We start from the raw sequence: 22,964 nt of genomic DNA, 5'->3' as shown, positions 1-22,964 counted from the left end.
CGGATGCACACGACGTCCGGGAGCCCCGCCGGTCCACCCACCGGTATAGGCCCAGCAGTATCAGGGTCCTGGGGGACCTCATCCGTATCGCAGGCTCCCGGGGGGCGTCGCGCGGGCATCGGTATCGCGCTGCTGTCCGCCCTCGCGTTCGGCGGCTCCGGCGTCGCCGCCAAGCCCCTGATCGAGGCCGGACTGGACCCCTTGCACGTCACGTGGCTGCGGGTGGCCGGAGCGGCGCTGGTGATGTTGCCCGTCGCCTGGCGCCACCGCGCACTGCCCCGCCGCCGACCGGCCCTGCTCGTCGGCTTCGGGCTGCTCGCCGTGGCAGGTGTCCAGGCCTGTTACTTCGCCGCGCTGTCGCGGATCCCGGTGGGCGTCGCGCTGCTCATCGAATACCTCGCGCCCGCCCTCGTCCTGGGCTGGGTGCGCTTCGTCCAGAAACGGCCGGTCACCCGCGCCGCGGCGGTCGGCGTCGTCCTGGCCGTCGGCGGTCTGGCCTGTGTCGTCGAGGTGTGGTCCGGGCTGAGCTTCGACGTCGTCGGACTGGCGCTCGCGCTCGGCGCGGCCTGCTGCCAGGTCGGCTACTTCGTGCTGTCCGACCACGGCGGCGACGGCGACGACGCCGCAGACCCGCTCGGAGTGATCGCCTACGGCCTGCTGATCGGCGCCGGCGTGCTCACCCTGATCGCCCGCCCCTGGAACATGCACTGGCAGGTGCTCGGCGGCAGCGCCGCCATGAACGGCGCCCAGGTGCCCGCCGTGCTTCTCCTCGGCTGGATCGTACTGATCGCGACGGTGGCCGCCTACCTCACGGGAGTCGTCTCCATCCGGCTGCTCTCGCCCCAGGTGGCCGGTGTGGTGGCCTGCCTGGAGGCGGTGATCGCGACCGTCCTGGCCTGGGTGCTGCTGGGCGAGCACCTCTCCGCGCCGCAGATCGTGGGCGGTGTGGTGGTGCTGGTGGGCGCCTTCATCGCGCAGTCGGCCAAGCCGAAGGACCGGGCCGCGGGCGCCGCCGACCCGGAGCCCGTCGCGGCTGACCTGTCGGCCGGATCGTGCGCGCCCTAGGGTTTCGGTCCTGCGGGTGACCGCGCTGCCCCCGCCCGCCGCGTAAGGCGGGCGGCGGCCTGTGAGGAAGCGCGGCCCGCCTCAGCGTGCCGTGCCGGGCAGGGTGCTCCCGCGGCGCTCCTGGTGGCCGCGGGCCGCCGCGTCACCGGGGCCGTTCCGCTGGGCGAGGCGCTCTGCCATCCGCTGCCGGACGCCGTCGCTCCGCTTGCCCGCGTACTTGAACTTGGCGCGTACCTCGCGCACTTCGAGCCGCAGTCCACGAATGCCCGAGAGCTGCCGGCCGTACGGGGCCTGCCCGGCGGCGACCGGCGCCGAGCCGCCCTCGGGCTGGAAGTGGCCCAGCTGGCGCTGCAGCAGCGCGGCCTTGGCCTCGGGGTCGTCCACGACGTGCGCGGTGCAGGTCAGCTGGACCGCGGCGTAGAAGCTGGTGGGGACGCCGTGCTCGGGCGGATCGTCCTCCTCCGCCTGCCAGGGGCCGGGGATGAAGACGTAGTCGTCCACCACGCTCAGCAGGACCGTGGGCCGCTCCTCCAGCGCGCGCCAGAGGGGGTTCGGGCGAGCCAGGTGGGTGATCGCCTCACGGCGGGCCGGGTCGTACACGAAGTGGGTCGGCTGCACCATCGGCGGCGCCCCGGCCGGTCCGTTGACGGCCAGCTGGCCGAAGTCGTGTGCGGCGAGCCACTCCTGCCACTCGGTGTCATCGGTGGCGGCGTCCCAGGGGTGGATGAGCATCGTGCCTCCTCAGCGGCCGGTCAGATACGCGGGCTGCGGGGTCCCGGGCGCGAGGTCGTCGGAGGGTATGGGAGCGCCGTATGCGGGGGCCACCGGAAGGACGCCGCTCCAGTGCGGCAGCGCGAGGTCCTCGGGCTCGTCGTTGGGGCCGCCGGCGCGGATCTTGGCGGAGACCTCGCGCAGGTCGAGGCGGATGACGGCGGTGGCGGCGAGCTCCCTGGCGTTGCCCGGCCGGGAGTCGGCCGCGCGGCCCGGCAGGACGTGGTCGACGAGTGCGTCGAGGGCGGCCGTCTTCTCGTCCTCGTCGAGGACCTGATGGGCGGTGCCGTGGACCACGACGGAGCGGTAGTTGATGGAGTGGTGGAAGGCGGACTTCGCCAGGACCAGGCCGTCGACATGCGTGACGGTGACGCAGACCGGCAGGCCGGGGTCGGCCGTGGCACCGGTCATCCGCAGCGGGCGGGATCCGGTCGAGCCGTGCAGATAGAGGCAGTCGCCGACGCGACCGTACAGGGTGGGCAGCACGACCGGTGCGCCGTCGCGCACAAAGCCGAGATGGCAGAGATACCCCGCGTCGAGGATGGCGTGCACCGTCTCCCGGTCGTACGCGGCGCGCTCGCGGGCGCGGGTCGGGACGGTGCGGTCGGTCGGCGCGTATGACGTGTCCGGCGCCGTGTCCTGCTGCTGTGCCATTGCCTTCTCCATTGCACTAGTGCATAATGTCGTTTGTGCTAGGAGAGTATCGGATCGAAGGGCGGCGCGCATCGGAGATTGCCGCCAGTGTGGAGCGGGCCATCGGTGCGGGCGAGCTCCAGCCAGGCGAAGTCCTGCCGCCGCTGCGGGAGTTGGCCGTCGAGCTGGCGGTGAATCCCAATACGGTCGCGTCCGCGTATCGGACGCTGCGCGACCGCGGTGTGATCGAGACCGCGGGCCGCCGGGGCAGCCGGGTGCGCCCGAGACCTGCGACCACCCCGCGGGAGGCGCTGCGGGTGGAGGCGCCGCCGGGCGTACGGGAAGTCTCGGACGGCAATCCCGATCCGGCCCTGCTGCCTCCGTTGGAGGGCGCGCTGGCCGAGGCCGCGGCGCGCGGCGCCCGACGGCCCGTGCTCTACGGCTCACCCGCCGTCGACGACGACCTCGAGGCACTGGCCCGCGCGGCCTTCCTGCGCGACCGCGTGCCCGAAGCGCCCATCGCCGTCACCAGCGGCTCGCTCGACGCCATCGAGCGGGTGCTCGCCGCGCATCTGCGGCCCGGGGACACGGTGGCGGTGGAGGACCCGGGGTGGGGAAGTCTGCTCGACCTGATCCCGGCACTCGGTCTGCGTCCGGTGCCGGTCGCGGTGGACGACGACGGCCCGCTGCCCGGCCGGCTGGCGCGCGCGCTCCAGGAGGGCGTCCGCGCCGTGGTCGTCACCGACCGGGCCCAGAACCCCACCGGAGCCGCCGTCACCCGTGCCCGCGCCACCGAACTGCGCATCCTGCTGGCCGAGCACCCGGGCGTGCTCCTCATCGAGGACGACCACGGCCACGGCATCGTCGACCTGCCGCTCCACCCGCTCTCCGCCGTCACCGACCACTGGGTGCTGGTCCGCTCCACGGCCAAGGCGTACGGACCGGATCTGCGCCTGGCGGTGCTCACCGGTGACGCGGTGACCGTGGACCGGGTGCGCGGCAGGCAGCGACTGGGCCCGGGCTGGGTCAGTCATCTGCTCCAGGACACGGTCACCCACCTGTGGCGCACGTCCGCCATCGACCCGCACCACATCGCCGCCGCGTACGGCCGCCGCCGCGATGCCCTGATACGGGCCCTGGCCGAGCGGGGCGTGAGGGCGCGTGGGCGCAGCGGGATGAATGTCTGGGTCCCGGTCCCCGACGAGACGGGCGCCGTGGCCCGGCTTCTGCACGCCGGGTGGGCGGTGGCGCCCGGGGCGCGCTTTCGGATGCAGTCCCCGCCGGGCGTGCGGATCACCGTCTCCGGTCTGTCCGAGGCGGACATCGCACCGGTGGCGGACGCGGTTGCCGCGGCCATCGGGGTGGCGGAGGGGCGGCGGTATGAGTGAGGTCCGCCCCGCTGACTCTCCCGAGGCCGGGCCGAGTGGCCCGGGCCGGTCGGCTTCCCGGGGCCGGGGGACACTGCGCGCGCTTTCCGGTGGGACGGAGCGGCCGCGTTGGTTCGTGAGCACGTGAGTGGGCCCGGCTGAGCGGTCGAGTCGACGGACTGGCACTCGGTGCGGTGCGGTGGGAGGTGGTGCGGAGGGAGGTGGTGCGATGCGGTGTGGCGGTGCGGACGGGTCGTGCTGTCGAATGGCTAGGAATCGAGGAGCGCGGCGATGGCTTCGATCTCGACGAGCTGGTCGGCGTAGCCGAGCACGGTGACGCCCATCAGGGTGCTGGGGACATCGTGATCACCGAAGGAGTCTCGCACCACCTGCCATGCGGTCACCAGATCTTCCCGCCGGCTGGATGCGACGAGGACTCGCGTGCTGATCACGTCCTGCAACGACGCGCCGGCGGCATCGAGCGCCGCTCGCATGTTCGCGACGGCTTTCGCGGCTTGGCCGGCATAGTCCCCGACCGCTGCGGTGGAACCGTCCTCGTGGAGCGGACACGCACCGGCGAGGAAGACGAGTCGGGACCCGGCGGGCGCCGTGGCGGCGTAGGCATACTCGGCGGCGTCGGACAGAGAATCGGAACGAATCAAGGTGACGGTACGGCCCACGGTCATCTCGGCCCCTTCTCGTCGTCATGCAGTCTGGTCATGCAGCCTGGTCATGTCGCCACGTCATGCCTCCACGTCATGTCTCCATGTCGTGAGGCTCAGCCATCCTGCCAGGGGCGCTTCGGCTCCCGCCTCCCCTTTTTCGCGCGCTGCTCGGAGCCTCGGGCCGGCCCCAACACTCAGCCGGGTGGGGGCGGCCTGGCCGTACGGTCACATCCGGGGCTCGACCGCACGGGCGGGGCACGCCACCTCGACGGCCCGGTCGTCTCCGCCCAGGTCGGCGCGGCGGAGAGCCCCCGAACTCGCGTGCAGCCGGGGGCTCTTCGGGGGAGTGGTTCCGGGCGCCTGGGCGCCGCCGGTTTGTCAGGACGTGGCTGCGGGGCGCCGTGGCCTGCTCTGGGTGAGGGCGGCTCCGGCCAGGACGATCAGGGCGCCGACCGGCGTGTTCCAGCTCAGCCGTTCGTCCAGGATGACCACGCCGGCGGCGGTGGCGAGCACCGGGATGAAGTAGGTGCACATCTGGGCGGTGGTGGGGCCGATCTCGGCGACCAGCCCGTACTGGAGGACGAAGGCGAAGCCGGTTCCCAGGGTGCCGAGCGCGATGAGGCAGAGAAGCGGGGCGAGCGGGAAGGACGTCGGAAGGGGGGTGAACAGGGGCGTCACGACGGCCAGTTGGAGGGTGGCCAGCAGGAGCTGGGTGCCGGTCATGGCGAGCGAGGAGTCCTTGACGTGGGCCAGCGTGCGGCGGACGTATATCCAGCCGATGGCGTAGCAGAGCGAGGCGCCCAGTGCCATCGCGGTGCCGGCCGGGTCCGTGCCGGAGAAGCCCTGCCAGGCGCCGAGGACGGTGAGCACGCCCAGGAATCCGACCCCGAGGCCCGCGACGCGTCGCCGGCTGGGGCGGTCCTCGGAGAGCGCGACCAGCGAGAGGACCATGCCCCACAGCGGGGAGGTGGCGTTGCAGATGCCGGCCAGGGTGGAGGGGATGGTCGTCTCGGCGTAGGCGTAGAGGGTGAAGGGGAGGACGTTGAGGATGAACGCGGCAACCGCCAGGTGGCCCCAGACGCGGGGGGAGCGCGGCAGTCGCTGACGCCTGACCACGAGGACCGCCAGCAGGACGAGCGCGCCGCAGGCCAGTCGGCCCAGCGTGAACTGCATCGGATTGAAGCCCTCGGTGCCCACCTTGATGAACAGAAAGCTGAAACCCCAGACCGCGCAGAGGGCGGCGAAACGCACCGGCCAGCCGATCGCGCGGCGGCGGGCGGGGCCCTCCGGGGGCGTGCCGGAGTCCTGGGCATCGGGGGTCGCGGGGGTGGAGGGCGTGGTGCTGATGCCCGTGGTGGGGCCGGTGGCGGTGCTCATGACCACTACGATGCTGAGCCCGACCTCGTAGCACAAGCGAGAATTAGTGGGGGGTATCGCGTAGCATTGCTTATGTGTTGAACCTTGATCGTCTACGCACCCTGAGCGCCATCGCCCGGCACGGTTCGGTGAGCGCCGCCGCCGACGGACTGCATGTGACGACCTCGGCGGTCTCCCAGCAGATCGCCAAACTGGAGCGGGAGACCGGCCAGCAGCTGCTGGCGAAGAACGGTCGCGGTGTGCGGCTGACGGATGCGGGACGGCTGCTGGCCGACCACGCGGGGCGCATCCTCTCGCAGGTCGAGCTGGCACAGGCCGAGCTGGAGGCACACCGCGGTCGGGCCGTGGGCGAACTCCGGCTGAGCGCCTTCCCCACCGCAGCGCGGGGGCTCTTCCCGGCCGCGCTCACCGCGCTCCGCGCCGAGTACCCCCAGCTCCGCGCCCGGCTGACGGAGATGGAACCGGACGAATCGGTGCGGGGGGTGGTGCGCGGTGACATCGATCTGGCGGTCGTACTGGACTGGTACAACCGGCCGTTGCCGCTGCCCGAGGGGCTGGCGAAGGCGCCGCTCCTCGACGATCCGGCGGATGTCGCGATGCCGTCGGACCATCCGCTGGCCCAGCGGCGCTCCGTTGACCTGGAGGAATTCGCCGACGACGAGTGGATCTCCTGGCCGCAGGGGGAGTTCTGTCACGACTGGCTGATGTTCACCCTGCGGAGCAACGGGGTCGAGCCGAACATCTCGCACCTGGCCGAGGAACACCACACCCAACTCGCCCTGATCGCCGCCGGCCTGGGCATCGCCGTCGCGCCGCGGCTCGGCCGGGGGCCGGTTCCGGCGGGTGTGAGCGTGGTGCCCGTACGGCATACGATGCGCCGCCATGTCTACGCCATCTGGCGCGCGGACGCCGACCGCAGGCCCGCGATCCGGGCCGCCGTCGGCGCGCTCCGCGAGGCGGGCAAGGCCGTAGCGGGCTGCTGAGCCGTACGGGCGGCTTCTCCCCTGTGTTGAGCTCTACGGCCCTTCCCGTGCTCGGGTCAGCGTGCTGGGACGATCCCGCGGATGACGCCCAGCTCCAGCAAGTCCTGTGGGCGGATACGGAGTTCGTCGGCCGTGTGGTGCACCTCCTGCGGGCCGCGTTTGAGGATCGCCGCGGCCGGCTCCGGGGCGATCACGGAGAAGTAGCTGTCCGGCGTCGCCCAGAGGCGGCCGGGGGCGGCGAGTGCCAGCGCGCCTCCCGAGCCTCCCTCGCCGATGAGCAGGGAGGTGACCGGTACCCGGGCCGAGGCCAGCGCGGCAAAGGCGTCGGCGATGGCAGCGCCGGCTCCCGCCCGCTCGGCCGCCGCGTCATTGGCGGCACCCGGTGTGTCCACCAGGGTGAGCAGGGGGATACCGAGCCGGTCGGCGAGGTGGACCAGGCGGGCCGCGGTACGGAATCCGGCCGGGCGGGTGGCCGTGCCGCACTGGGCCACGAAGGCGATCGTCCGACCGTCGTGATGACCGAACCCGCAGCGTATGCCGTTGTCGACGCCGCCGCACCGGTCGCCGCCGATCTCCTCCCGGTCGTCGAAGTACGCGCGCAGATACGCCTCGGCACGCGGTCGCCGGGGGGCACGGGCGCGGACCACCGCGTCCCATCCCGTAGCCGGCAGGTCGCCCGCGCCGAGCGCGGACGGCGCCGGCGCCGGTGCGGCCGCCGCCCCCGACGTCCTTTTCGCTCCCAGAAGCTTGACCCAGCGTCGCAGGGTGGCGCGCATCTCGTCGGCCGGGACGACGGCGTCGACGTGCCCGGCCGCGAGCTGGCCCTCGGCGGAGTAGGCGTACGGATCGGCGTCCGCGGGGCGGACCCGGGAGCCCGCGAAGCCGACCTGGGCACCGGGCAGGGCGAGGATCACATCGGCCCCCGCGCCGAGCGTCGCCCAGCCGCCGCCGGTTGTCGGGTCGCGCAGCACGGCGATCTGCGCCAGCCCCGCGGCGCGGTTGCGGGCCGACTCACCGGCCACCCGCTGGAGCTGGGTCAGCGCGCGCATGCCCTCCTGCATCCGGCTGCCGCCGGTGGCGATCAAGGACACCAGCGGCAGCCTGCGCTCGCGGGCCAGGGCGTAGGCGGCCACCAGGCGGTCGCCGGTGCGTTCGCCGAGCGATCCGCCCAGATAGCCGAACTCGAAGGAGACCAGGACGACTTCGGTGCCGCCCAGGGTGGCGACGGCGGTGACCACCGACTCGTCCTCGCCGGTCCGGGCGCGGGCCCGGGCCCGGGAGTCGTCGTAACCGTGCCAGCCGAGCGGCCCGTCGGGACTGCCGCCCCCGGGGTCCGTGGGAGGCGGCGCCTCGGTGTATGCGTCCGACACCGCCGCCATGGCCTGGCGGGCCGTCAGCCGCATGCTCGGCATCGGGTCATGCATGGAGCTCTCGCTTCAGGATCTTGCCCATGTCGTTGCGCGGCAGCGCCTGGAGGAAGTGCACGACACGGGGCCGTTTGTGCGGAGCCAGTTGGCGGGCGACGTGGTCGGCGAGCTCCTGGCCGGAGGGTGGCGGTCCGGCGTCCGGGCCCGTTTCGGCCACGATCCAGGCGACGATCCGCTCACCGAGGTCCTCGTCCGGCTCGCCGGTCACCGCCGCCTCGGCGACGGCGGGGTGGGCCAGAAGGGCGTTCTCGATCTCGCCCGCGCCGATTTTGTAGCCTCCGCTCTTGATCAGATCGGTGGCCCTGCGGCCGACGATGCGGTAGTTCCCCGAACCGTCGCGGATCGCCATGTCGCCCGTACGGAACCAACCGCCGTCGAACGCCGCGGCCGTGGCGTCGGGGCGGTTGAGGTACTCCGTGAACAGATTCGGGCCGCGGACCTGGATCTCGCCCACCGTCTCGCCGTCGCTCGCCTCGATGGCCGCTCCCGCGTCGTCCACCAGCCGGACGTAGACCCCCGGCAGCGGCACCCCGACCGTGCCGGCGGCATCCGGGCCGTCCGCCCGCACGCTGGTGTTCATGAGCGTCTCCGTCATGCCGTACCGCTCGATCACCCGGCGCCCGGAGGCCGCCGCGATCCGTTCGTGATCGGTCAGCGGCAGGGCGGCCGACCCCGAGACCAGCAGCCGCGCACGGGAGAGCGCCTTGGCGAGGGCCGGATTCTCCCCGGCCTCCATCGCCAGCCGGTGGTACATCGTCGGGACGCCGAAGAGCATGGTGCCGGGCCCGGACAGCTCCCGGGCGACCTCGTCGGTGCTGAACCGCCCCAGGTGATGGACGCTGCCGCCGCGGCGCAGCGGCCCCAGGATGCCGAGGATCAGGCCGTGGACGTGGAACAGCGGCAGGGCGTGCACGAGGACGTCGTCGGCCGTCCACTGCCAGGCGTCCTCCAACGCGTCGAGGGTGTGGGCGATGGCGCGCCGAGGGAGGACGACCCCCTTGGGCGGCCCCGTGGTGCCGGAGGTGTAGACGATCAGAGCCGGGGCCTCGTCCACCGGCTCGATCGGCAGCGTGGCCGGTCCGGTTCCGTCCTCCGGCGGGGTCGTCCCGACGTCGATCCGGGGGAGCGCGGCGAGCGCCGCCGGAAGTTCGTCGCCCGCTGCGGCCAGGACGAGCGAGGGGGCGCTGTCCGCCAGGATGTGCGCCAGCTCGCTCTCGCCGATCCGGGGGTTCACCGGCACCGCGGCCACCCCGGCGAGCAGTGCGGCGACCACGCCGACCGCGGTGGCCGGTGTCGGCGTCGCCCACACCGCCACCCGTGTCTCGCCGCCGATCCGGGCCGCGAGCGGCGCCGCCACCGCGGCCAGTTGGCCGTAGCTGAGCGCGCGGTCGCCGAACCGCAGCGCGGGGGCGGGCGACGCGTCGTGCAGCGCGGGGAAGAGCACGTTCACCGGGTCTCCTTCGTCCTCATCGGCGCCCGGCCCGTCGGGGCCGAGCCACCCCGCTCCCTCCCCGTGACGGCGGAGAGCGGGCTGACCACCCCACTCTCGCAGAGACCACTGACAAAGCGATCTCTGACGGTGCGGTCCTCGCCGGGCGCGCCCGCACGGCCGGCCGTCCGGCGGCGCCCGGCCGCCACGACGGGCCCGCACCACCGCGCGCACCACTGCCCGCTCCGCCGCTCACCCCGGAATCTTGCGGAAGTCCCAGGAGGTGACGGAATCCGGCGTCAGACGCAGCCACGCGTGCCGGCCGTCGTGCGGCATGGTGTCGATTCCGAAGTACTTCGCCGCGAACAGCCGCTCCGGGGCGTCCAGTTCGGGGCAGGGTTCGCCGGTGCGCGGCGCCTCACCGACGAACACCGCCTCGCCCGCCAGCTCGACGCCGCGCAGCTCGCCGTACTCGTGCCCGTCGTCGACGACCACCGCGAGGCGCGGGTCCTTCCGCAGCTGCGCCCACCGCTTGCTGCGAGTGATGGAGTAGAGCCACAGCGCCGTACCGTCCCAGACGAACCACAGCGCCCCGACGTGCGGCGCGCCGTCCCCGCCGACCGTCGCGGCCCGGCAGGTCCGCTGCGCCACCAGGAACGCGTCGAGCTCGCCCCGCGTCATCATGATCCGGCGCCCGCGCCGCTGAGTGTCCGTCATCCGCCATCGCCTCCGCTGCCGTCCATCGCCACCACCCACCCTGAGCTGACTGGACGTCAGAAATCATGAAGGCTCTTCCTGATGGACGCAATGGCGGCTACCCTCGCGCCTCTGCCAGAGGAGGCGATCGACGGTGCCGCCCGACACCCGGCTCGACGAGCAACTGGACCCGGCCACCACGGTGCTGCTCACCGTCGAATGCCAGCGCGGCGTGGTCGGCACGGACAGCGCGCTGCCCGAACTCGCCACCGTGGCGCGCACCTCGGGGGCACTGGCGAACATCGCCCGCCTGGTGACGGCCGCCCACGCGGCCGGGGTCCAGGTCCTGCACGCGGTCGCCGAACGCCGACCCGACGGACGTGGTGCCGGCCGCAACGCCCGCCTCTTCCGGGCGGCCGAGCGGCTGCCCGTCCAGCAGACGACCGGTTCCACCGCCGTACGCATCGCCGATCCGATCCCGGTCTCGGACGACGACCTGGTGGTGCGCCGGCTGCACGGACTCTCCCCGATCGCCGGCACCGAGGTGGACGCCCTGCTGCGCAATGTCGGATGCCGGACAGTGATTGTCACCGGGGTCTCGGCCAACGTGGCGATCCCCAACGCCGTGTTCGACGCGGTCAATCTGGGCTACACGGCCGTCGTGCCGGCCGACGCCATTGCGGGAGTGCCCGCCGAATACACCCCAGCGATGGTCCGCAACACCCTCGCCCTGGTGGCCACCATCGCCACCACCGACGACGTCCTGACCTGCTGGCGACGGCCGCGCCGGGCCCGCTGACCGGGGCCGGGCGACGGCCCGGGGCGGCCGAGCGTGACGGAGCCGCCCTTTGCTGCGTCTACGCAGGTCGAGGGTGCCCGAACAGCTTCGCGACCGAGGTGACGGAGCCGTCCGGGAGGGGCAGCAGGTCGCGCGCGAGCTGTATCTGTTCCTCCGTCATCGCCGGCGGGCGCCCGACGCGCCGAGGGAGAGGGGAAGAGGGGGAGCGCGTGGACGCTCGGGGGCGGGTGTCTCGTCGTAAGGATTGTCGGCTCTGCCGAGTCGCCTCTGCGGAGTCGTCCATGCGGAGTTGTCCATGCCCCGGCAACTGGCTGGCCCGCTGTTGTTCATGACCGACGGCACAACTCCGTTCTCGGCCCCCTGGTCTCACCCGGTGACCACAAGCACCACGGCGCACTGACATCCCGAAGGGCCACTTCCGCATGCACATTTACCGCCCCATCGCTGCTACCGCCACCCTTGCCCTCGCCCTCGGCACAACCGCCCTCGCGGCGCCGGTTGCCCAGGCAGCCCCGAGGGCCACGGCCATCGTCGTCCACGAAGACAGCGAGCTCTGGTACAAGGCCGCCCCCGGCCAGCAGAACAATCTGACGGTCGACGAAAACATCGAGCACCGCGGTGAGTTCGCGTCGTACTACGTCCTCACCTTCCACGACCGTTACGACATCGCCATCGACGCGAGTGCGGCGAGCTCGGACGAGTGCACGTACCCCACGCGGGGCGACCGCACCGTCGTGCGCTGCGCCGTCGAGATCCCGGAGAACTCGGATGACTCGGACAGCTACGACATCGACCTCGGCGACAGGGACGACACCGCAACGCTCGAAGCGGACAGCGACGCATGGGCCGGGATCTACGGCGGCAAGGGCAACGACGTGCTGAAGGGGTCCGCGTCCGCCATGCTCCACGGCGACGACGGCGACGACCGCCTCGACGGTGGCGGCGGCCCGTTCGGCTTCGGCTCCTTCGGCGGGGCGGGGAACGACACCCTCACCCACTGCGGACAGGACTGTTCCGGCGGAGCCGGGAACGATTCCCTGACCGGTACCGGCGAGGACAACACCCTGCACGGCGACGACGGCAACGATGCCCTGCACGGCAGGGGCGGCGCGGACGTCCTCTACGGTGGCAGGGGCAACGACAAGCTGTACGGCGAGACGGGTAGCGACACGCTGTGGGGCAACAGCGGTGACGACGTCCTGTGGGGCGGCCCGGACACCGACAGGCTCTCCGGCGGCCCCGGCCGCAACGAGCTGCACCAGGACTGAGTTCGGCTTGCCGTGACCCTTCGCGCGGAACAAGCCCGTCCGACCGGCCGCCCGGTCCGGCGGCGTCCCCCCGGCCGCCAGGTGGGATGTCAGTGCTGGGCAGTACCTTGGGCGGATGTCTATATCTGTTGGCCTCAGTCTCACCGTCTCCGGTTTGCAGCCGGGGGAGGAGACGGCGCGTATCGCCGGGGCACTGACCGCGTTCCTCACCACCCATGATCTTGAGAGAGACGTGGCGGTGAGCGAGGACATGGCGGCGGGTCAGGTCTTCGCGGAGAGCGACTACCCGATCATCGTGTCTGGCTTCGGCGGCTGGTCCGACCAGATCGAGCAGGGGTCTCACGACACCGTGCGTGCGCTTGCTCCCGCCGCACACATCGACCTCCGATGGAGTTTCGAGGACGAGGACGACTAAAGCGCGTTCCAGAAGGCTGCGATCGGGCAGGACTCGGGCAGGTCACTGCCCGGTCTGGCGGTCTTCGTCAGGCGGCCAGGGCGAGGTTGTGCCAGTGGGTGACGGCCTGGACCGCGTGGTGGAGGCCGTTCCCGGCGGTTGGCGATCACCAGCCTCGTGTCCGCGTGGCGCCGAGGGTCAGCAGGCGTCGTAGCGCCAGTGCCCACCCTCGCGGGTCCACGGCTGGCCGTGCTGGTCGTACCGCGGCAGGCCGACGCCGTAGGAGACGCGGGCCATATCCCCTGAGAGCTTGTCGACGGCGAACCGCGTGACGGTGCGGTCGCCGTGCATCTGGTTCGCGCGTTCCAACAGGGCGTTGAGCGCCGGCTTGGTGATCTGCTCTTTGCACCGGCTGGAGATCATGCCGTAGGCGGCCGTGACATCCGGTGTGAAGTAGGCGGCCGTGTACTGCCTTACGGCCTTCTCGAGGTCGGCGCGGGATGCGGCGGGCGTCGGTGCCGGCGTCGTGGCCGCGGTCTGCGTGGGCTTGTGCGCGGGCTTGTCGACGGCGCTGCCGCTGCATCCGGTGATGGTGGTCAGCAATACGGCAGCGAGGGCTGCGGCGTTGGTGCGGTGCATGGTCCCCCCTTGGACATGTGAGGGGAATCGTGGCACAGGTTTGATGAATGGCTGAAGCCCGACCGCGACGGGGGGGGGGACGCGGTGGGGCCTCGGCAAGTGCGGCAGGTAGTGAGGTGTTCCGGCGAGTTCCTCAGCTCCGTTCAGTGGCACCGGCACCCGCACCGGCACCCGCACCGGCGCCGGCGCCGGCATCCGTCCCACGGCAGCACTTGGGCAGGGGTTTCAACGGCGGTTGCTGAGCACCTTGTTCAGGAATGGTGAGGAGAAGAAGGAGCGGCGCCGTCGGTCGCTGCCCGAGCAGGCGACTATTCGCTGTGACACGACGGCGGGTGTCCATAGGGTCCAGGCATGGCAGAGGAGAGCGAGCGGGCCGTCGAGGCGGCCGTTGCGGCGGAGATGCGGCTTCTCGATCCCGAGGTGCGTGCTTCATCGGCCCTGGTTTCGGAGCTCCTGGACCCGGAGTTCATCGAGATCGGAGCGTCTGGCAGGTGCTGGGACGCGACGTCGATTCTCACGGTGACGAGTGCCGGTTCGGTGGACCCGAAGTTCCCGGTGGTGGTCGGCGAGATGACAGGGGTTGAACTGGCTCCCGGCATCGTTCATCTGACGTACTTCGCCAACAACGGAGGACGGCGCGCATGGAGGAGTTCTCTGTGGCGTCTGACGGAAACGGGCCGGCGGATGTACTTCCACCAGGGCACTTTGGCGAGCTGAATGACTGCCCTGCCGCCAGTCGGGGCGGCAGCGCCGGCCGCAACGCTCAGAGCCCTTCCGTGAACCTGCGCCTCGGGGAGCCTCGGAAGCGGTGACCAGGACGCCAAGGGTCCCAGGAGCCAGGAGCCAGGAGCCAGGAGCCAGGAGCCAAGGCCGAGAGCCAAGAGCCAAGAGCCAGGCCAAGGGCCAAGGGGCAAGGCCAAGAGTCAAGGGTCAGTGCCTGCCCTGGCCGCCAGCACGGCCCTTCTCAACTCGTGGGCAGCGTCGCCCTCTTGAGCGCAGGTTTGTTAGATTTGCGCCTCATGCTCCGCAAACTCTTCTGGCTGCTCTGCGGCATCGTGATTCTCCTCCAAACCGTGGCCGCACTGCTCGCGCACTACCGCATCGTGGACGGCGACACGTCCAGCACACTGGTCGTCATCGCCCTGATAGCCGAGGGCCCCATGATCCTTCTCTCCTGGATCCTCTCCCGCAGGAAGACACGCGAGCGCCGCGCGCGATACAAGCGGGCGTATCCGACCCCCGAGGCGGTGCTGCAAGTCCTGGACGGTGCGTTTCTCCGCGATGCCCGGAACAACAAGGGGAGCGCGCACGCCGTACGCATGTTGCGCAAGCAGTTCCCCGAGATCCCACTCGACGAGGCTGCGAAGCTGGTCAGCAGCCGCTAGGGGCGAGGGTCGCGTCCGGCGGTCCAAGCCGGCCGCCGCGCGCGTGCGCCGGGTGCGGGAGGTGCGGCGCCATGCCGGCCTCGGACTGTGTTCAGCATGCTGGCAGAAACACCCCGACCGGCCGTTCACGCCGGGGCGAGGAGGACTGGGGCCTGGCAGACAGACGTCCACGACGCAGTCAGACGTCCACGACCTCGAAGCGTTTCTGGTGGGCTGGCTGCTACCTGGGACAGCCCGCCTGGCTCTCACGGTGCGAAGTGCTGACGGCACCCGTGCGGTACAGCGACCTTCTGGCGGCCGACACGCTCCGGGGCTATGACGACAGGGACTCTCTCCTCGCCACTCCTAACATATAGCGCACTGGGGGGCTTGCGGCAAGGCCCGGGTGGTGGCGCAAAATCGTCGGCCGAGGCCACAACCTGCGGAAATGGGGGCACGACGTGCGTGTGTTGTCGACGTATGGGGGAGGCGGTGACGTCGAACCAGTGGGGGAACCGGCAGTGCGGTCGTCGGCCGACTCGTCAGAGGGAGGGCAGTCGGAGACGAGGACGTGTCTGGCAAGAGGTTCGACAGAGCTGGAGGCGCCGGTGATGGGATCGGCCACCGCAGTGCAACGGGACACGACTGCCTCGGAGGTATCGCGATGATCGAGCAGTACGTGTGGGATCTTCAAGAGGTTGACGAGACGCAGGTCGCGGTCGTCGGTGGCAAGGGCGCGCACCTGGGCGGGCTGTCGCGCATCGAAGGCATCCGCGTGCCGGACGGCTTCTGCGTGACGACGGACGCCTTCCGGCGGATCATGGCGGAAGCGCCGTCGATCGACGATCGGCTCGATGAGCTGTCGCGCTTGAACCCGGACGACCGGGAGACGATCCGCACCCTCAGCGCGCAGATTCGTCGGACCATCGAAGGGATTGCCATCCCGGGCGATCTCGCAGCGGCGATCACCGGCGCCCTCGGCCGGCTCGGCGAGCACACCGCCTACGCCGTCCGATCCAGCGCGACGGCAGAGGACCTGCCGACCGCTTCCTTCGCCGGCCAGCAGGACACGTACCTGAACGTCGTGGGGCCGGCGGCGATTCTCCAACACGTCAGCCGGTGCTGGGCCTCGCTGTTCACCGAGCGGGCTGTGACCTACCGTCAGCGGAACGGCATCGACCACCGTACGGTCAACATGGCCGTGGTCGTGCAGCAGATGGTCCTCCCGCATGCGGCCGGCATCCTGTTCACGGCCGACCCCGTCACGGGCAACCGGAAGGACGCCACCGTGGACGCCGGCTTCGGCCTCGGCGAGGCCCTGGTCTCCGGCCTGGTGAACCCCGACGTCTACAAGGTGCGCGACGGCGAGGTCGTCGCGAAGACGATCGCCGCCAAACAGCGTGCCGTTCAGGCCCTGCCGGCCGGCGGTACGCAGGAAGTGGCGATCGACTCGCAGCGGCAGGAGCAGCCGGCGCTGACGGATGCGCAGGTCGTGCGGCTCGTACAGCTCGGGCGGCGGATCGAGGCGCACTTCGGCCGCCCGCAGGACATCGAATGGTGCCTGGTCGACGATGGCTTCCAGATCGTTCAGAGCCGGCCGATCACGACGCTGTTCCCCATCCCCACCCCCGAGACGGGCGACCAGGAGAATCACGTCTACGTCTCCGTCGGTCATCAGCAGATGATGACCGACCCGATGAAGCCTCTCGGGTTCTCCATGTGGCAGCTGACGGCCATGGTGCCGATGCACGAGGCCGGCGGCAGGCTGTTCGTCGACGTCACCCGGCGCCTGGCCACGCCCGCGAGCCGGGCCGGCCTCCTGGACCTCATGGGGAAGGGCGACCCGCTGGTCAGGGACGCTCTGGAGACCGTCCTCGACCGCGAGGGCTTCGTCCCGTCGCTCCCGGACACGGGTCCCGGCGGGCCGCCGCCCGGCGGTACGTCCGCCCCGGCCGAAGCCGACCCGGCCATTGTCGCCCAGCTGATCGAGCGCAGCCAGGCGTCCGTCGCGGCCCTGGAGCGCGGCATCCGGACGAAGACCGGACCGGCGCTGTTCGACTTCCTGTTGGAGGCCTTCGAGGAGCACAAACGCGTCCTCGGTGATCCGCTCAACCTTCAGGCGATCATGGCGGGGATGGAGGCAACGTGGTGGCTCAACGACAAGCTGCAGGAGTGGCTGGGCGAGAAGAACGCGGCTGACACGCTGACGCTGTCCGCCCCCGACAACGTCACGTCGGAGATGGGACTGGCGCTGCTCGACGTCGCGGACGTGATCCGCCCGCTGTCGGAGGTCGTGGAGTTCCTGCAAGATGTCGAGTCCGTCGAGGACGAGGCCTTCCTGGACGAGCTGGCGAAGCGTGCGGGCGGGGCCGAAGCGCGCGACGCAATCGAGGCCTACCTCGACCGGTACGGCATGCGCTGCGTCGGCGAGATCGACATCACGAGGCCGCGTTGGCGCGAACGCCCCACCACGCTCGTGCCCGTGATCCTCGACAACGTCAGGAACTTCGAACCGGGCGCCGCCGAGCGACGCTTCGAGCAAGGGCTGCAGAAGGCGCAGAAGAAGGAACAGGACGTACTGTCACGCTTGCGGGCCCTGCCCGACGGGGACCGGAGAGCCGACGCGGCCAAGCGGATGATCGACCAGGTCAGAACCTTCATCGGGTACCGGGAGTACCCGAAGTACGGCATCATCAGCCGCTCCTTCGTCTACAAGCAGGCCCTGCTGGAGGAGGCCGAGCGCCTCGTGCAGGCAGGCGTGGTGCCTGAGAAGGAGGACATCTTCTACCTCACGTTCCAGGAACTCCACGACGTCGTGCGCGCAAACCAGGTGGATGACTCGAACCGGGTGGATGCCCGGCTCATCCAGCAGCGCAAGGACGCGTTCCGGTCGTACCAGGCGCTCACACCGCCCCGGGTGCTCACATCGGATGGTGAGGCCGTCACCGGGGCCTACCGGCGCGATGACGTGCCGGCCGGCGCCCTGGTCGGCCTGCCGGTTTCCGCCGGGACCGTCGAGGGACGGGCCCGCGTCATCCTCGACATAGGGGAGGCCGATCTCGAAGCGGGCGACATCCTGGTCACGACCTTCACGGACCCCAGCTGGTCGCCGCTGTTCGTCGGCATCGCGGGCCTGGTGACGGAGGTGGGCGGCCTGATGACCCATGGCGCAGTGATCGCCCGGGAGTACGGCTTGCCGGCCGTCGTGGGCGTGGAGCAGGCCACCCGACAGATCCGGGACGGGCAGCGGATCCGGGTGCACGGAACCGACGGGTACATCGAGATCCTGCCTTGACCGACCGCACCGAGGCGCTGCTCGTCCGGTGAGGTCGTCACGGCCTTAGGTCCCGTACCGCGCGCTGCGCGCTCCGGCTCGTGCATGACCACACCGCGGATTCGTCCGGAGGGTGTTCATGGGCGCGCTTGAGGCGGAGTGGATGGTGACGAGGTCGTCGCAGGAGGCCCAGAAGTCTTGGCATACGTCGGGTCATGCGTCGCCCCGGCCAAGGTTCTACCTGAAGTCAGGGGCGTGATCGCTCTGGTCTGTCTGTACTGGCCTGCACCATGAACTCGTCTTTGGGGTCTCTGGATCGCGTCAAGGTTCCATGAAAACGATGTCTGGTGAACGCAATCTGCGGTGCTTGTCTGCCTACGCTGGTTGGCCGATTGAGCAGACATGATTCCTCCGCGGGGGATTGCGATGGCGCATGAGCACTTTTCGATACATCCCGAGCCGGTCACGGCTCTGGCCAAGGACTTCACGTCGTCTTCGGGTCACTTAGACGGCCGTATCGACGCCTTTGCCGCACGGGCGGAGAACGTGAACGACGCTTTCGGCGTGATGTCCGAGTCCACCGAGGTCCTATCGCAGTACGTGGAGATGACCCGTAACACGGTGACTTCCCTGCGGCGGCTGAGTGCTGGGCTGCGGCACTACGCCGCAGGTCTGCAGCACACCGTTGCCTCCTATCACGGAGCCGACTTCGTGCAGGCCCAGCAGTTCGGGGGAAAGTGACATGTCCGGTCAGCAGCAGGAGCAGCAGGAGCAGCAGTCGAAGATCGAGAAGAGCTTCAACCTGTTCAACCCTGGCGGAGACCCCTCCGTCCTGCGGGCCTGTGCCGAGGCTTGGCGGCACATGGCCCACGACCTGAAGAGTACGGTCGAGACCCAGGATCACGAGGTCACCCGGCTTGGCGACAGCTGGACCGGGGCCGCAGCCGATGCCTTCCACGGCCACTGGAAACACACCAGGAACCAGGCGGAGAAGGCCCTGCCTCAGTTCGAAACCGTGGCCCGTCAGCTGGACACCACCGCTGACGCCATCCAGAAGGCCAACGACGAGGTCCATCGCGTGGTCGAGGAGGTCCTGGCGACGGTGGCGATCGGCATTGGTCTGTCGGTACTGACGGCGGGCTTCTCCGACGCCATCGCAGCGGGCGCTGCCGAGGCAGAGATCGCCGAGGCGACGGCGGAGGTCACCCGGCTCGGACAGCTCCTGATCAGGATTGCCAAGACGTTGGAGACGGTGAAGGAGGCGATGGCTGACAGCAAACTGCTCAAGTTCGTCATCGAGTTCGGCAAGAACACCGGCGCCAACTTCATCGGCAACGTCGGCGGACAGGCGGTCACGGGGCAGAAGATCACCTGGGGCCAGGACTTCCAGGATGCCGCCGTGGCCGGGCTGGCGGGCGCGGGGATCGCGGAAGGCGCGGGCAGGCTTGGGGAGAAGGTCGGCGAGTGGGCGACCAATACTGGACAGCACGCTGCCGAAGAGGCATGGGCGCCCGGCAGGGCCATCGCGGCGGGACTGGAGGGCAAAAACCTGCTGGGCAGGATGGCCACGGAGGGCGTGGCCAGCGCGGGAGGCCAGGCTGCGGCGGACGGCGCGGAGATGTTCTTCGAGGGGGAGGACAAGGACATCCTCCGGGACGTGGTGTTCAGTGGCGGCGCCGGCGCCGCTGGCGGTGCCGCGAACCATGCAGGGGGAGAGGCCAACGACGGCGGCGGGGCGCACCGTGCGACCGAACGTGAGGGGTTCCCCGGATGGCAGCAGATTCCCGTCGACGGCATCATCTACGGCGCCGGCAACGCCGCCAACACTGAACTGAGCAGCTCTGACTGATCGTGTTCGAGATTCGCAAAAGCATCAAACGTTTCCGGGACGACCCGGCCTGGACGTACCGCAAGCACGCCCGGGACTACCTCGACACCTTCGACAGCGGCGGTTACCCGTTCAGCCTCGGTCGCGATGGCCTGGCTATTCGCAACCTGCTTCAGGGCAATTTCCGCGGTCGGGAGGTGAGCCTGTTCCACCTCCTCGCGTGGCAGCGCGGCGCCAAGGCAAATGTCGCATGGACCTATTCCGTGACTGTGCTGCGCCTTCCACGCGCGCTCCCGGCCACTGCCGTGACGAGCCGTCGATTGGCAGCATCCCATCGGGTGGAAAAGCGTCCCGCGCTCAATCGCCTCACGGGACACGCAGAGGAATTGCCCGACCTCGGCACCCACCTGGTCTGTTACTGCGCGTCCGACCCCGACTTTGCGGCTCTCATCAGCACATACGCCATGGAACGCCGCATGCATGACACCAAATTGGGATGGCGTATCGAGGGAGACCGCATGATCGGATGGACTCATGGTCGCAAGACCTACGAGAACCTTCTGTCTCTCAACGAAACCGTGGCGGTCATCATCGACGACTTTCCCGAACAGGCGTGGCGCTGGCCGGCAGGGTGACGGAGCTGGACCGGCCCTGACCTGCGTGAGGGTGTGTCCTTCTGGCTCAACTTCCGTGGTCGGTCACAGTACGTGTTGGTCGTCGGCACCCGGTAGTGGTGCACTGATGGCCAATCCTTCGTCGAGTCTCGCTGTCAGGTCCACGGCGAGAGTCGGAATGTGGGCAGTGGCCCACTGCGTGATGAGAGAGAGAAAGCCGTTCAGCCCTTCTTGCACGGTATGCAGGATCCGCGGCAGGTCACCTACCACGATCTCGATGGGCGGCCCGGCAGAAGCTCCTTGGGTGTCTCCGCCGTCGGGCCACAGCCGCACGACATCGTCGGCCTGCTCAAGCCTTGGTGAGGGGTCATGACCGAGCCACGGGGACTCTCCGTCTGCGATGTCGAGCCACTCGCGCCAGTCCTCCAGTCCGCAGCAGCACCCCGGGTTGATGGCGACGTTGGTTCTGGTGTCGTGGACGCGCAGACCTCCTGGTGCGATGACTGTCTCTGTCTCCAGCAGGCGGCGAATCATGTCGCCGGCGTCCATCATGGGGCGATCGTCGTCACTTGTCCGTGAGTTGTAGTCCGCCAGCATCGCCAGCGCGGTGCCGACTTGGAGTGGGGACATACGGCCCGACAGAGCCATGAACCGGTATGGGGGAAGCTCAGCGACAGGCCAAAAGGGAAAGTCAGCGGTGTCCGGGGTTTCGAGTACGGCATTCACGATCAACACCGCATCATTCTCGCCCCGGGCGGTCCGGCCTGTCTGGCCACTTCTCCCAGGCTCATCTCGCCACGAGGACGGGTTTGCGGAGGCGGTCGAGGTCAGCGCGGCCGAACATCTCGCGCTTGAACATCTTGATCCAGTTGACGTGGCCTCCGACGACTCCGGACTTCCAGGGCAGGGTGAGGCCGGCGATGACGGCGTCGCGGTCTCGGTCGGTGCCTGTGGCGAGGGTGTACAGGCTGGGCACGTTGTCCTGTCGGGCGGCGTCGAGCCAGTCCCGCAGGCGCTCGCCCTGGTGCTCGGCGGTGACCCTGCAGACCGCGCCAAGCCCGATGTTCGGCCTCGGGGACGACGCGGCGCGGGCACTGGCGGCTCTGCACCAGGTCATGCCCCCTGCGCTGGGGCATCCATGGAATCCCTGAGCCTGACTCGGCTGCAGAACTATTGGGAGTTCCCCGCGCCCCCCATCGCCCCGGCCGCCCTCACCGCCGTCGGAACCGCGGTACGCCACCGCCACCTCCTCGTCACCGAGACACTGCGTCCCGACGGCACACGCCCCGAACCCAGTGACCCCGACTACCTGCCCGCCCACCGCATCGAGCCACACCACCTGGTCGTCCGGGCCGCCCGGCTCAACCTGCCCGCTCACATCGTGGCCCGCTGGGTACCAGGCGGCTCCGTCGTGGAACACGTCGACACCGAGTGCTGCCGGCTCACTCTCGGCGCCTGGTCCTGGGCCGGCGTCGCCGGCATCCTCGCCACCTTCGACACCGAACTCACCGACCTCCACCCACCCGAACTCGTCCACGCATGCCGCCGCCTCACACGCCGATGGGCCACTATTGCCGACACCGAGAACCTCGGGTTCTGCGACATGCCAGAGCCCGCCGAACCGGTCGCCACCGTCGCACAGTTCGACCGCCCCACCTGTGAAGTGCCCGCCGGAAGCGCCTGCCGCACTCGCGGCGGCAAGGTCGCCCCGAAGTACCACATCCCGCGCATCATGCCCGCATGGACTTCGACCTCGCCCCACCGATCGGTGTCGGCCCGATGCGGATCGGCATGACTCGGCACGCGGCCAACACGGCACTCGACTCGCTTCGTGATCTCTCTGCGATTTCGGAGTCCGACCGACCCGGGCAGCATGTCTTTCGTCCCAGCGGGCTGATGATCAGCATCCACTGCATGCGTGACATGCTCGAAGCGGTCGAGCTGGGGAGGCCGTTGACTCAGACGGACCGAGCGCTGTTCCAGGGTGTGGACGTGTTCGCGCTTCCGGCCCGCGAGGTTGTCCGGCGCGTGGGCGAGTGGTGCTCCATCGAGGAAGACCCCGACGACTCTGGCTCGTTCATCGTCCCAGACCTGCTGCTGAGCTTCTGGCGCCCGTTTGCAGCCGACGACGAGCCAGGGGAGGAGCAGGGTTACTACTTCAGCTCAGTCCTCATGGCGCAGCCCGGTTACTACGACACCCCCGCCCAGGCCGCGGAGCGACTCCACCAGAGGTCGTGACAGCAAGACTGGCCTCCATAGCAGGACAGAACCGGCTCGGCCCTACATCTGCGTTTGACCATTTTCGATGTCTTCGGCACTGGCCCGCGTTCGGACAAGGCGGTGGACGTCCTTCAGGATCACGGGCCCGGCG

Annotated in this window: 24 protein-coding genes; 14 read left to right on the top strand and 10 right to left on the bottom strand. The window is 70.2% G+C overall.

All coding sequences use genetic code 11. The features are described from left to right. Positions 1-3 precede the first annotated feature (3 nt). Positions 4-1,065, top strand: coding sequence for a DMT family transporter (locus ACGFML_RS32775; protein WP_393549275.1), 1,062 nt, complete (start codon positions 4-6; stop codon positions 1,063-1,065). An 81-nt stretch (positions 1,066-1,146) separates the two neighbouring features. Here ACGFML_RS32775 and ACGFML_RS32770 read toward each other — a convergent pair whose 3' ends face one another. Together ACGFML_RS32770 and ACGFML_RS32765 are read right to left on the bottom strand one after the other, a co-directional pair. Further along, the gene (locus ACGFML_RS32770; protein ID WP_393549274.1) at positions 1,147-1,797 is read right to left on the bottom strand and encodes an FMN-binding negative transcriptional regulator; all 651 of its coding nucleotides are present in this window, start codon (positions 1,795-1,797) and stop codon (positions 1,147-1,149) included. 9 nt (positions 1,798-1,806) lie between these two features. Next, on the bottom strand, positions 1,807-2,490 hold the full coding sequence (locus tag ACGFML_RS32765; RefSeq protein WP_393549273.1) for a pyridoxamine 5'-phosphate oxidase family protein: 684 nt from the start codon (positions 2,488-2,490) through the stop codon (positions 1,807-1,809). 35 nt (positions 2,491-2,525) lie between these two features. On the opposite strand from ACGFML_RS32765, the gene ACGFML_RS32760 reads away from it, so the two are divergent. Beyond that, a complete protein-coding gene (locus ACGFML_RS32760; protein WP_393549272.1) occupies positions 2,526-3,857 on the top strand; it encodes an aminotransferase class I/II-fold pyridoxal phosphate-dependent enzyme in 1,332 nt (443 codons plus the stop codon). 248 nt (positions 3,858-4,105) lie between these two features. Here the strand turns inward: ACGFML_RS32760 and ACGFML_RS32755 are convergent, their stop codons facing one another. Together ACGFML_RS32755 and ACGFML_RS32750 are read right to left on the bottom strand one after the other, a co-directional pair. After that, positions 4,106-4,516, bottom strand: coding sequence for a RidA family protein (locus ACGFML_RS32755; protein ID WP_393549301.1), 411 nt, complete (start codon positions 4,514-4,516; stop codon positions 4,106-4,108). Positions 4,517-4,879: 363 nt separating this feature from the next. After that, complete coding sequence (locus ACGFML_RS32750; protein WP_393549271.1) at positions 4,880-5,878, bottom strand: DMT family transporter; 999 nt, start codon at positions 5,876-5,878, stop codon at positions 4,880-4,882. Positions 5,879-5,952: 74 nt separating this feature from the next. Here ACGFML_RS32750 and ACGFML_RS32745 point away from each other — a divergent pair, with 74 nt between their 5' ends. Further along, positions 5,953-6,861, top strand: coding sequence for a LysR family transcriptional regulator (locus ACGFML_RS32745; protein WP_393549270.1), 909 nt, complete (start codon positions 5,953-5,955; stop codon positions 6,859-6,861). 56 nt (positions 6,862-6,917) lie between these two features. Here the strand turns inward: ACGFML_RS32745 and ACGFML_RS32740 are convergent, their stop codons facing one another. The 3 genes from ACGFML_RS32740 to ACGFML_RS32730 all read right to left on the bottom strand — a co-directional run bounded on the left by ACGFML_RS32740 (position 6,918) and on the right by ACGFML_RS32730 (position 10,434). Beyond that, positions 6,918-8,285 (bottom strand): carboxyl transferase domain-containing protein, encoded by a 1,368-nt coding sequence (locus ACGFML_RS32740; RefSeq protein WP_393549269.1) that lies wholly within the window; start codon positions 8,283-8,285, stop codon positions 6,918-6,920. Further along, entirely contained in the window at positions 8,278-9,738 is a 1,461-nt protein-coding gene (locus tag ACGFML_RS32735; protein ID WP_393549268.1) for an acyl-CoA synthetase, read from the bottom strand. Before ACGFML_RS32735 ends, ACGFML_RS32740 begins: the two co-directional genes overlap by 8 nt. Before the next feature lie 231 nt (positions 9,739-9,969). Beyond that, entirely contained in the window at positions 9,970-10,434 is a 465-nt protein-coding gene (locus tag ACGFML_RS32730; protein ID WP_393549267.1) for a pyridoxamine 5'-phosphate oxidase family protein, read from the bottom strand. 133 nt (positions 10,435-10,567) lie between these two features. Between ACGFML_RS32730 and ACGFML_RS32725 the strand changes: the two genes are divergently transcribed. The 3 genes from ACGFML_RS32725 to ACGFML_RS32715 all read left to right on the top strand — a co-directional run bounded on the left by ACGFML_RS32725 (position 10,568) and on the right by ACGFML_RS32715 (position 12,895). After that, positions 10,568-11,212, top strand: coding sequence for a cysteine hydrolase (locus tag ACGFML_RS32725; RefSeq protein ID WP_393549266.1), 645 nt, complete (start codon positions 10,568-10,570; stop codon positions 11,210-11,212). Between the two features lie 422 nt (positions 11,213-11,634). Next, positions 11,635-12,480 carry a calcium-binding protein gene (locus tag ACGFML_RS32720; protein WP_393549265.1) on the top strand — a complete coding sequence of 282 codons (846 nt, stop codon included), beginning with the start codon at positions 11,635-11,637 and terminating at the stop codon, positions 12,478-12,480. Between the two features lie 115 nt (positions 12,481-12,595). Next, positions 12,596-12,895 carry a hypothetical protein gene (locus ACGFML_RS32715; protein WP_393549264.1) on the top strand — a complete coding sequence of 100 codons (300 nt, stop codon included), beginning with the start codon at positions 12,596-12,598 and terminating at the stop codon, positions 12,893-12,895. Positions 12,896-13,072: 177 nt separating this feature from the next. Here the strand turns inward: ACGFML_RS32715 and ACGFML_RS32710 are convergent, their stop codons facing one another. Then, positions 13,073-13,513, bottom strand: a complete 441-nt coding sequence (locus tag ACGFML_RS32710; protein ID WP_393549263.1) for a hypothetical protein — start codon at positions 13,511-13,513, stop codon at positions 13,073-13,075. Between the two features lie 351 nt (positions 13,514-13,864). Between ACGFML_RS32710 and ACGFML_RS32705 the strand changes: the two genes are divergently transcribed. The 6 genes from ACGFML_RS32705 to ACGFML_RS32680 all read left to right on the top strand — a co-directional run bounded on the left by ACGFML_RS32705 (position 13,865) and on the right by ACGFML_RS32680 (position 20,614). Next, positions 13,865-14,230 carry a DUF4440 domain-containing protein gene (locus ACGFML_RS32705; RefSeq protein WP_393549262.1) on the top strand — a complete coding sequence of 122 codons (366 nt, stop codon included), beginning with the start codon at positions 13,865-13,867 and terminating at the stop codon, positions 14,228-14,230. Between the two features lie 302 nt (positions 14,231-14,532). Further along, entirely contained in the window at positions 14,533-14,898 is a 366-nt protein-coding gene (locus ACGFML_RS32700; RefSeq protein ID WP_393549261.1) for a hypothetical protein, read from the top strand. Positions 14,899-15,541: 643 nt separating this feature from the next. Beyond that, complete coding sequence (gene rph / locus ACGFML_RS32695; protein ID WP_393549260.1) at positions 15,542-18,172, top strand: rifamycin-inactivating phosphotransferase; 2,631 nt, start codon at positions 15,542-15,544, stop codon at positions 18,170-18,172. A gap of 405 nt (positions 18,173-18,577) precedes the next feature. After that, positions 18,578-18,892 carry an ESX-1 secretion-associated protein gene (locus tag ACGFML_RS32690; protein ID WP_393549259.1) on the top strand — a complete coding sequence of 105 codons (315 nt, stop codon included), beginning with the start codon at positions 18,578-18,580 and terminating at the stop codon, positions 18,890-18,892. 1 nt (position 18,893) lies between these two features. After that, positions 18,894-20,000, top strand: a complete 1,107-nt coding sequence (locus tag ACGFML_RS32685; RefSeq protein WP_393549258.1) for a WXG100 family type VII secretion target — start codon at positions 18,894-18,896, stop codon at positions 19,998-20,000. 2 nt (positions 20,001-20,002) lie between these two features. Beyond that, positions 20,003-20,614 carry a hypothetical protein gene (locus ACGFML_RS32680; RefSeq protein WP_393549257.1) on the top strand — a complete coding sequence of 204 codons (612 nt, stop codon included), beginning with the start codon at positions 20,003-20,005 and terminating at the stop codon, positions 20,612-20,614. 63 nt (positions 20,615-20,677) lie between these two features. On the opposite strand, the gene ACGFML_RS32675 is transcribed toward ACGFML_RS32680, so the two are convergent. Further along, a complete protein-coding gene (locus tag ACGFML_RS32675) occupies positions 20,678-21,328 on the bottom strand; it encodes a hypothetical protein (RefSeq protein WP_393549256.1) in 651 nt (216 codons plus the stop codon). Between the two features lie 52 nt (positions 21,329-21,380). After that, positions 21,381-21,710: a hypothetical protein gene (locus ACGFML_RS32670; protein WP_393549255.1), complete on the bottom strand. Its 330-nt coding sequence runs from the start codon at positions 21,708-21,710 to the stop codon at positions 21,381-21,383. Between the two features lie 21 nt (positions 21,711-21,731). Here ACGFML_RS32670 and ACGFML_RS32665 point away from each other — a divergent pair, with 21 nt between their 5' ends. Both ACGFML_RS32665 and ACGFML_RS32660 read left to right on the top strand, forming a co-directional pair. After that, complete coding sequence (locus ACGFML_RS32665; protein ID WP_393549254.1) at positions 21,732-22,388, top strand: hypothetical protein; 657 nt, start codon at positions 21,732-21,734, stop codon at positions 22,386-22,388. Then, the gene (locus tag ACGFML_RS32660; protein WP_393549253.1) at positions 22,334-22,831 is read left to right on the top strand and encodes a hypothetical protein; all 498 of its coding nucleotides are present in this window, start codon (positions 22,334-22,336) and stop codon (positions 22,829-22,831) included. Before ACGFML_RS32665 ends, ACGFML_RS32660 begins: the two co-directional genes overlap by 55 nt. Positions 22,832-22,964: the final 133 nt, after the last annotated feature.

Origin of the sequence: Streptomyces sp. NPDC048650 (assembly GCF_043199095.1) — a bacterium.
Lineage (GTDB): Bacteria > Actinomycetota > Actinomycetes > Streptomycetales > Streptomycetaceae > Streptomyces.
This window is presented reverse-complemented; position numbering and strand designations above follow the sequence as displayed.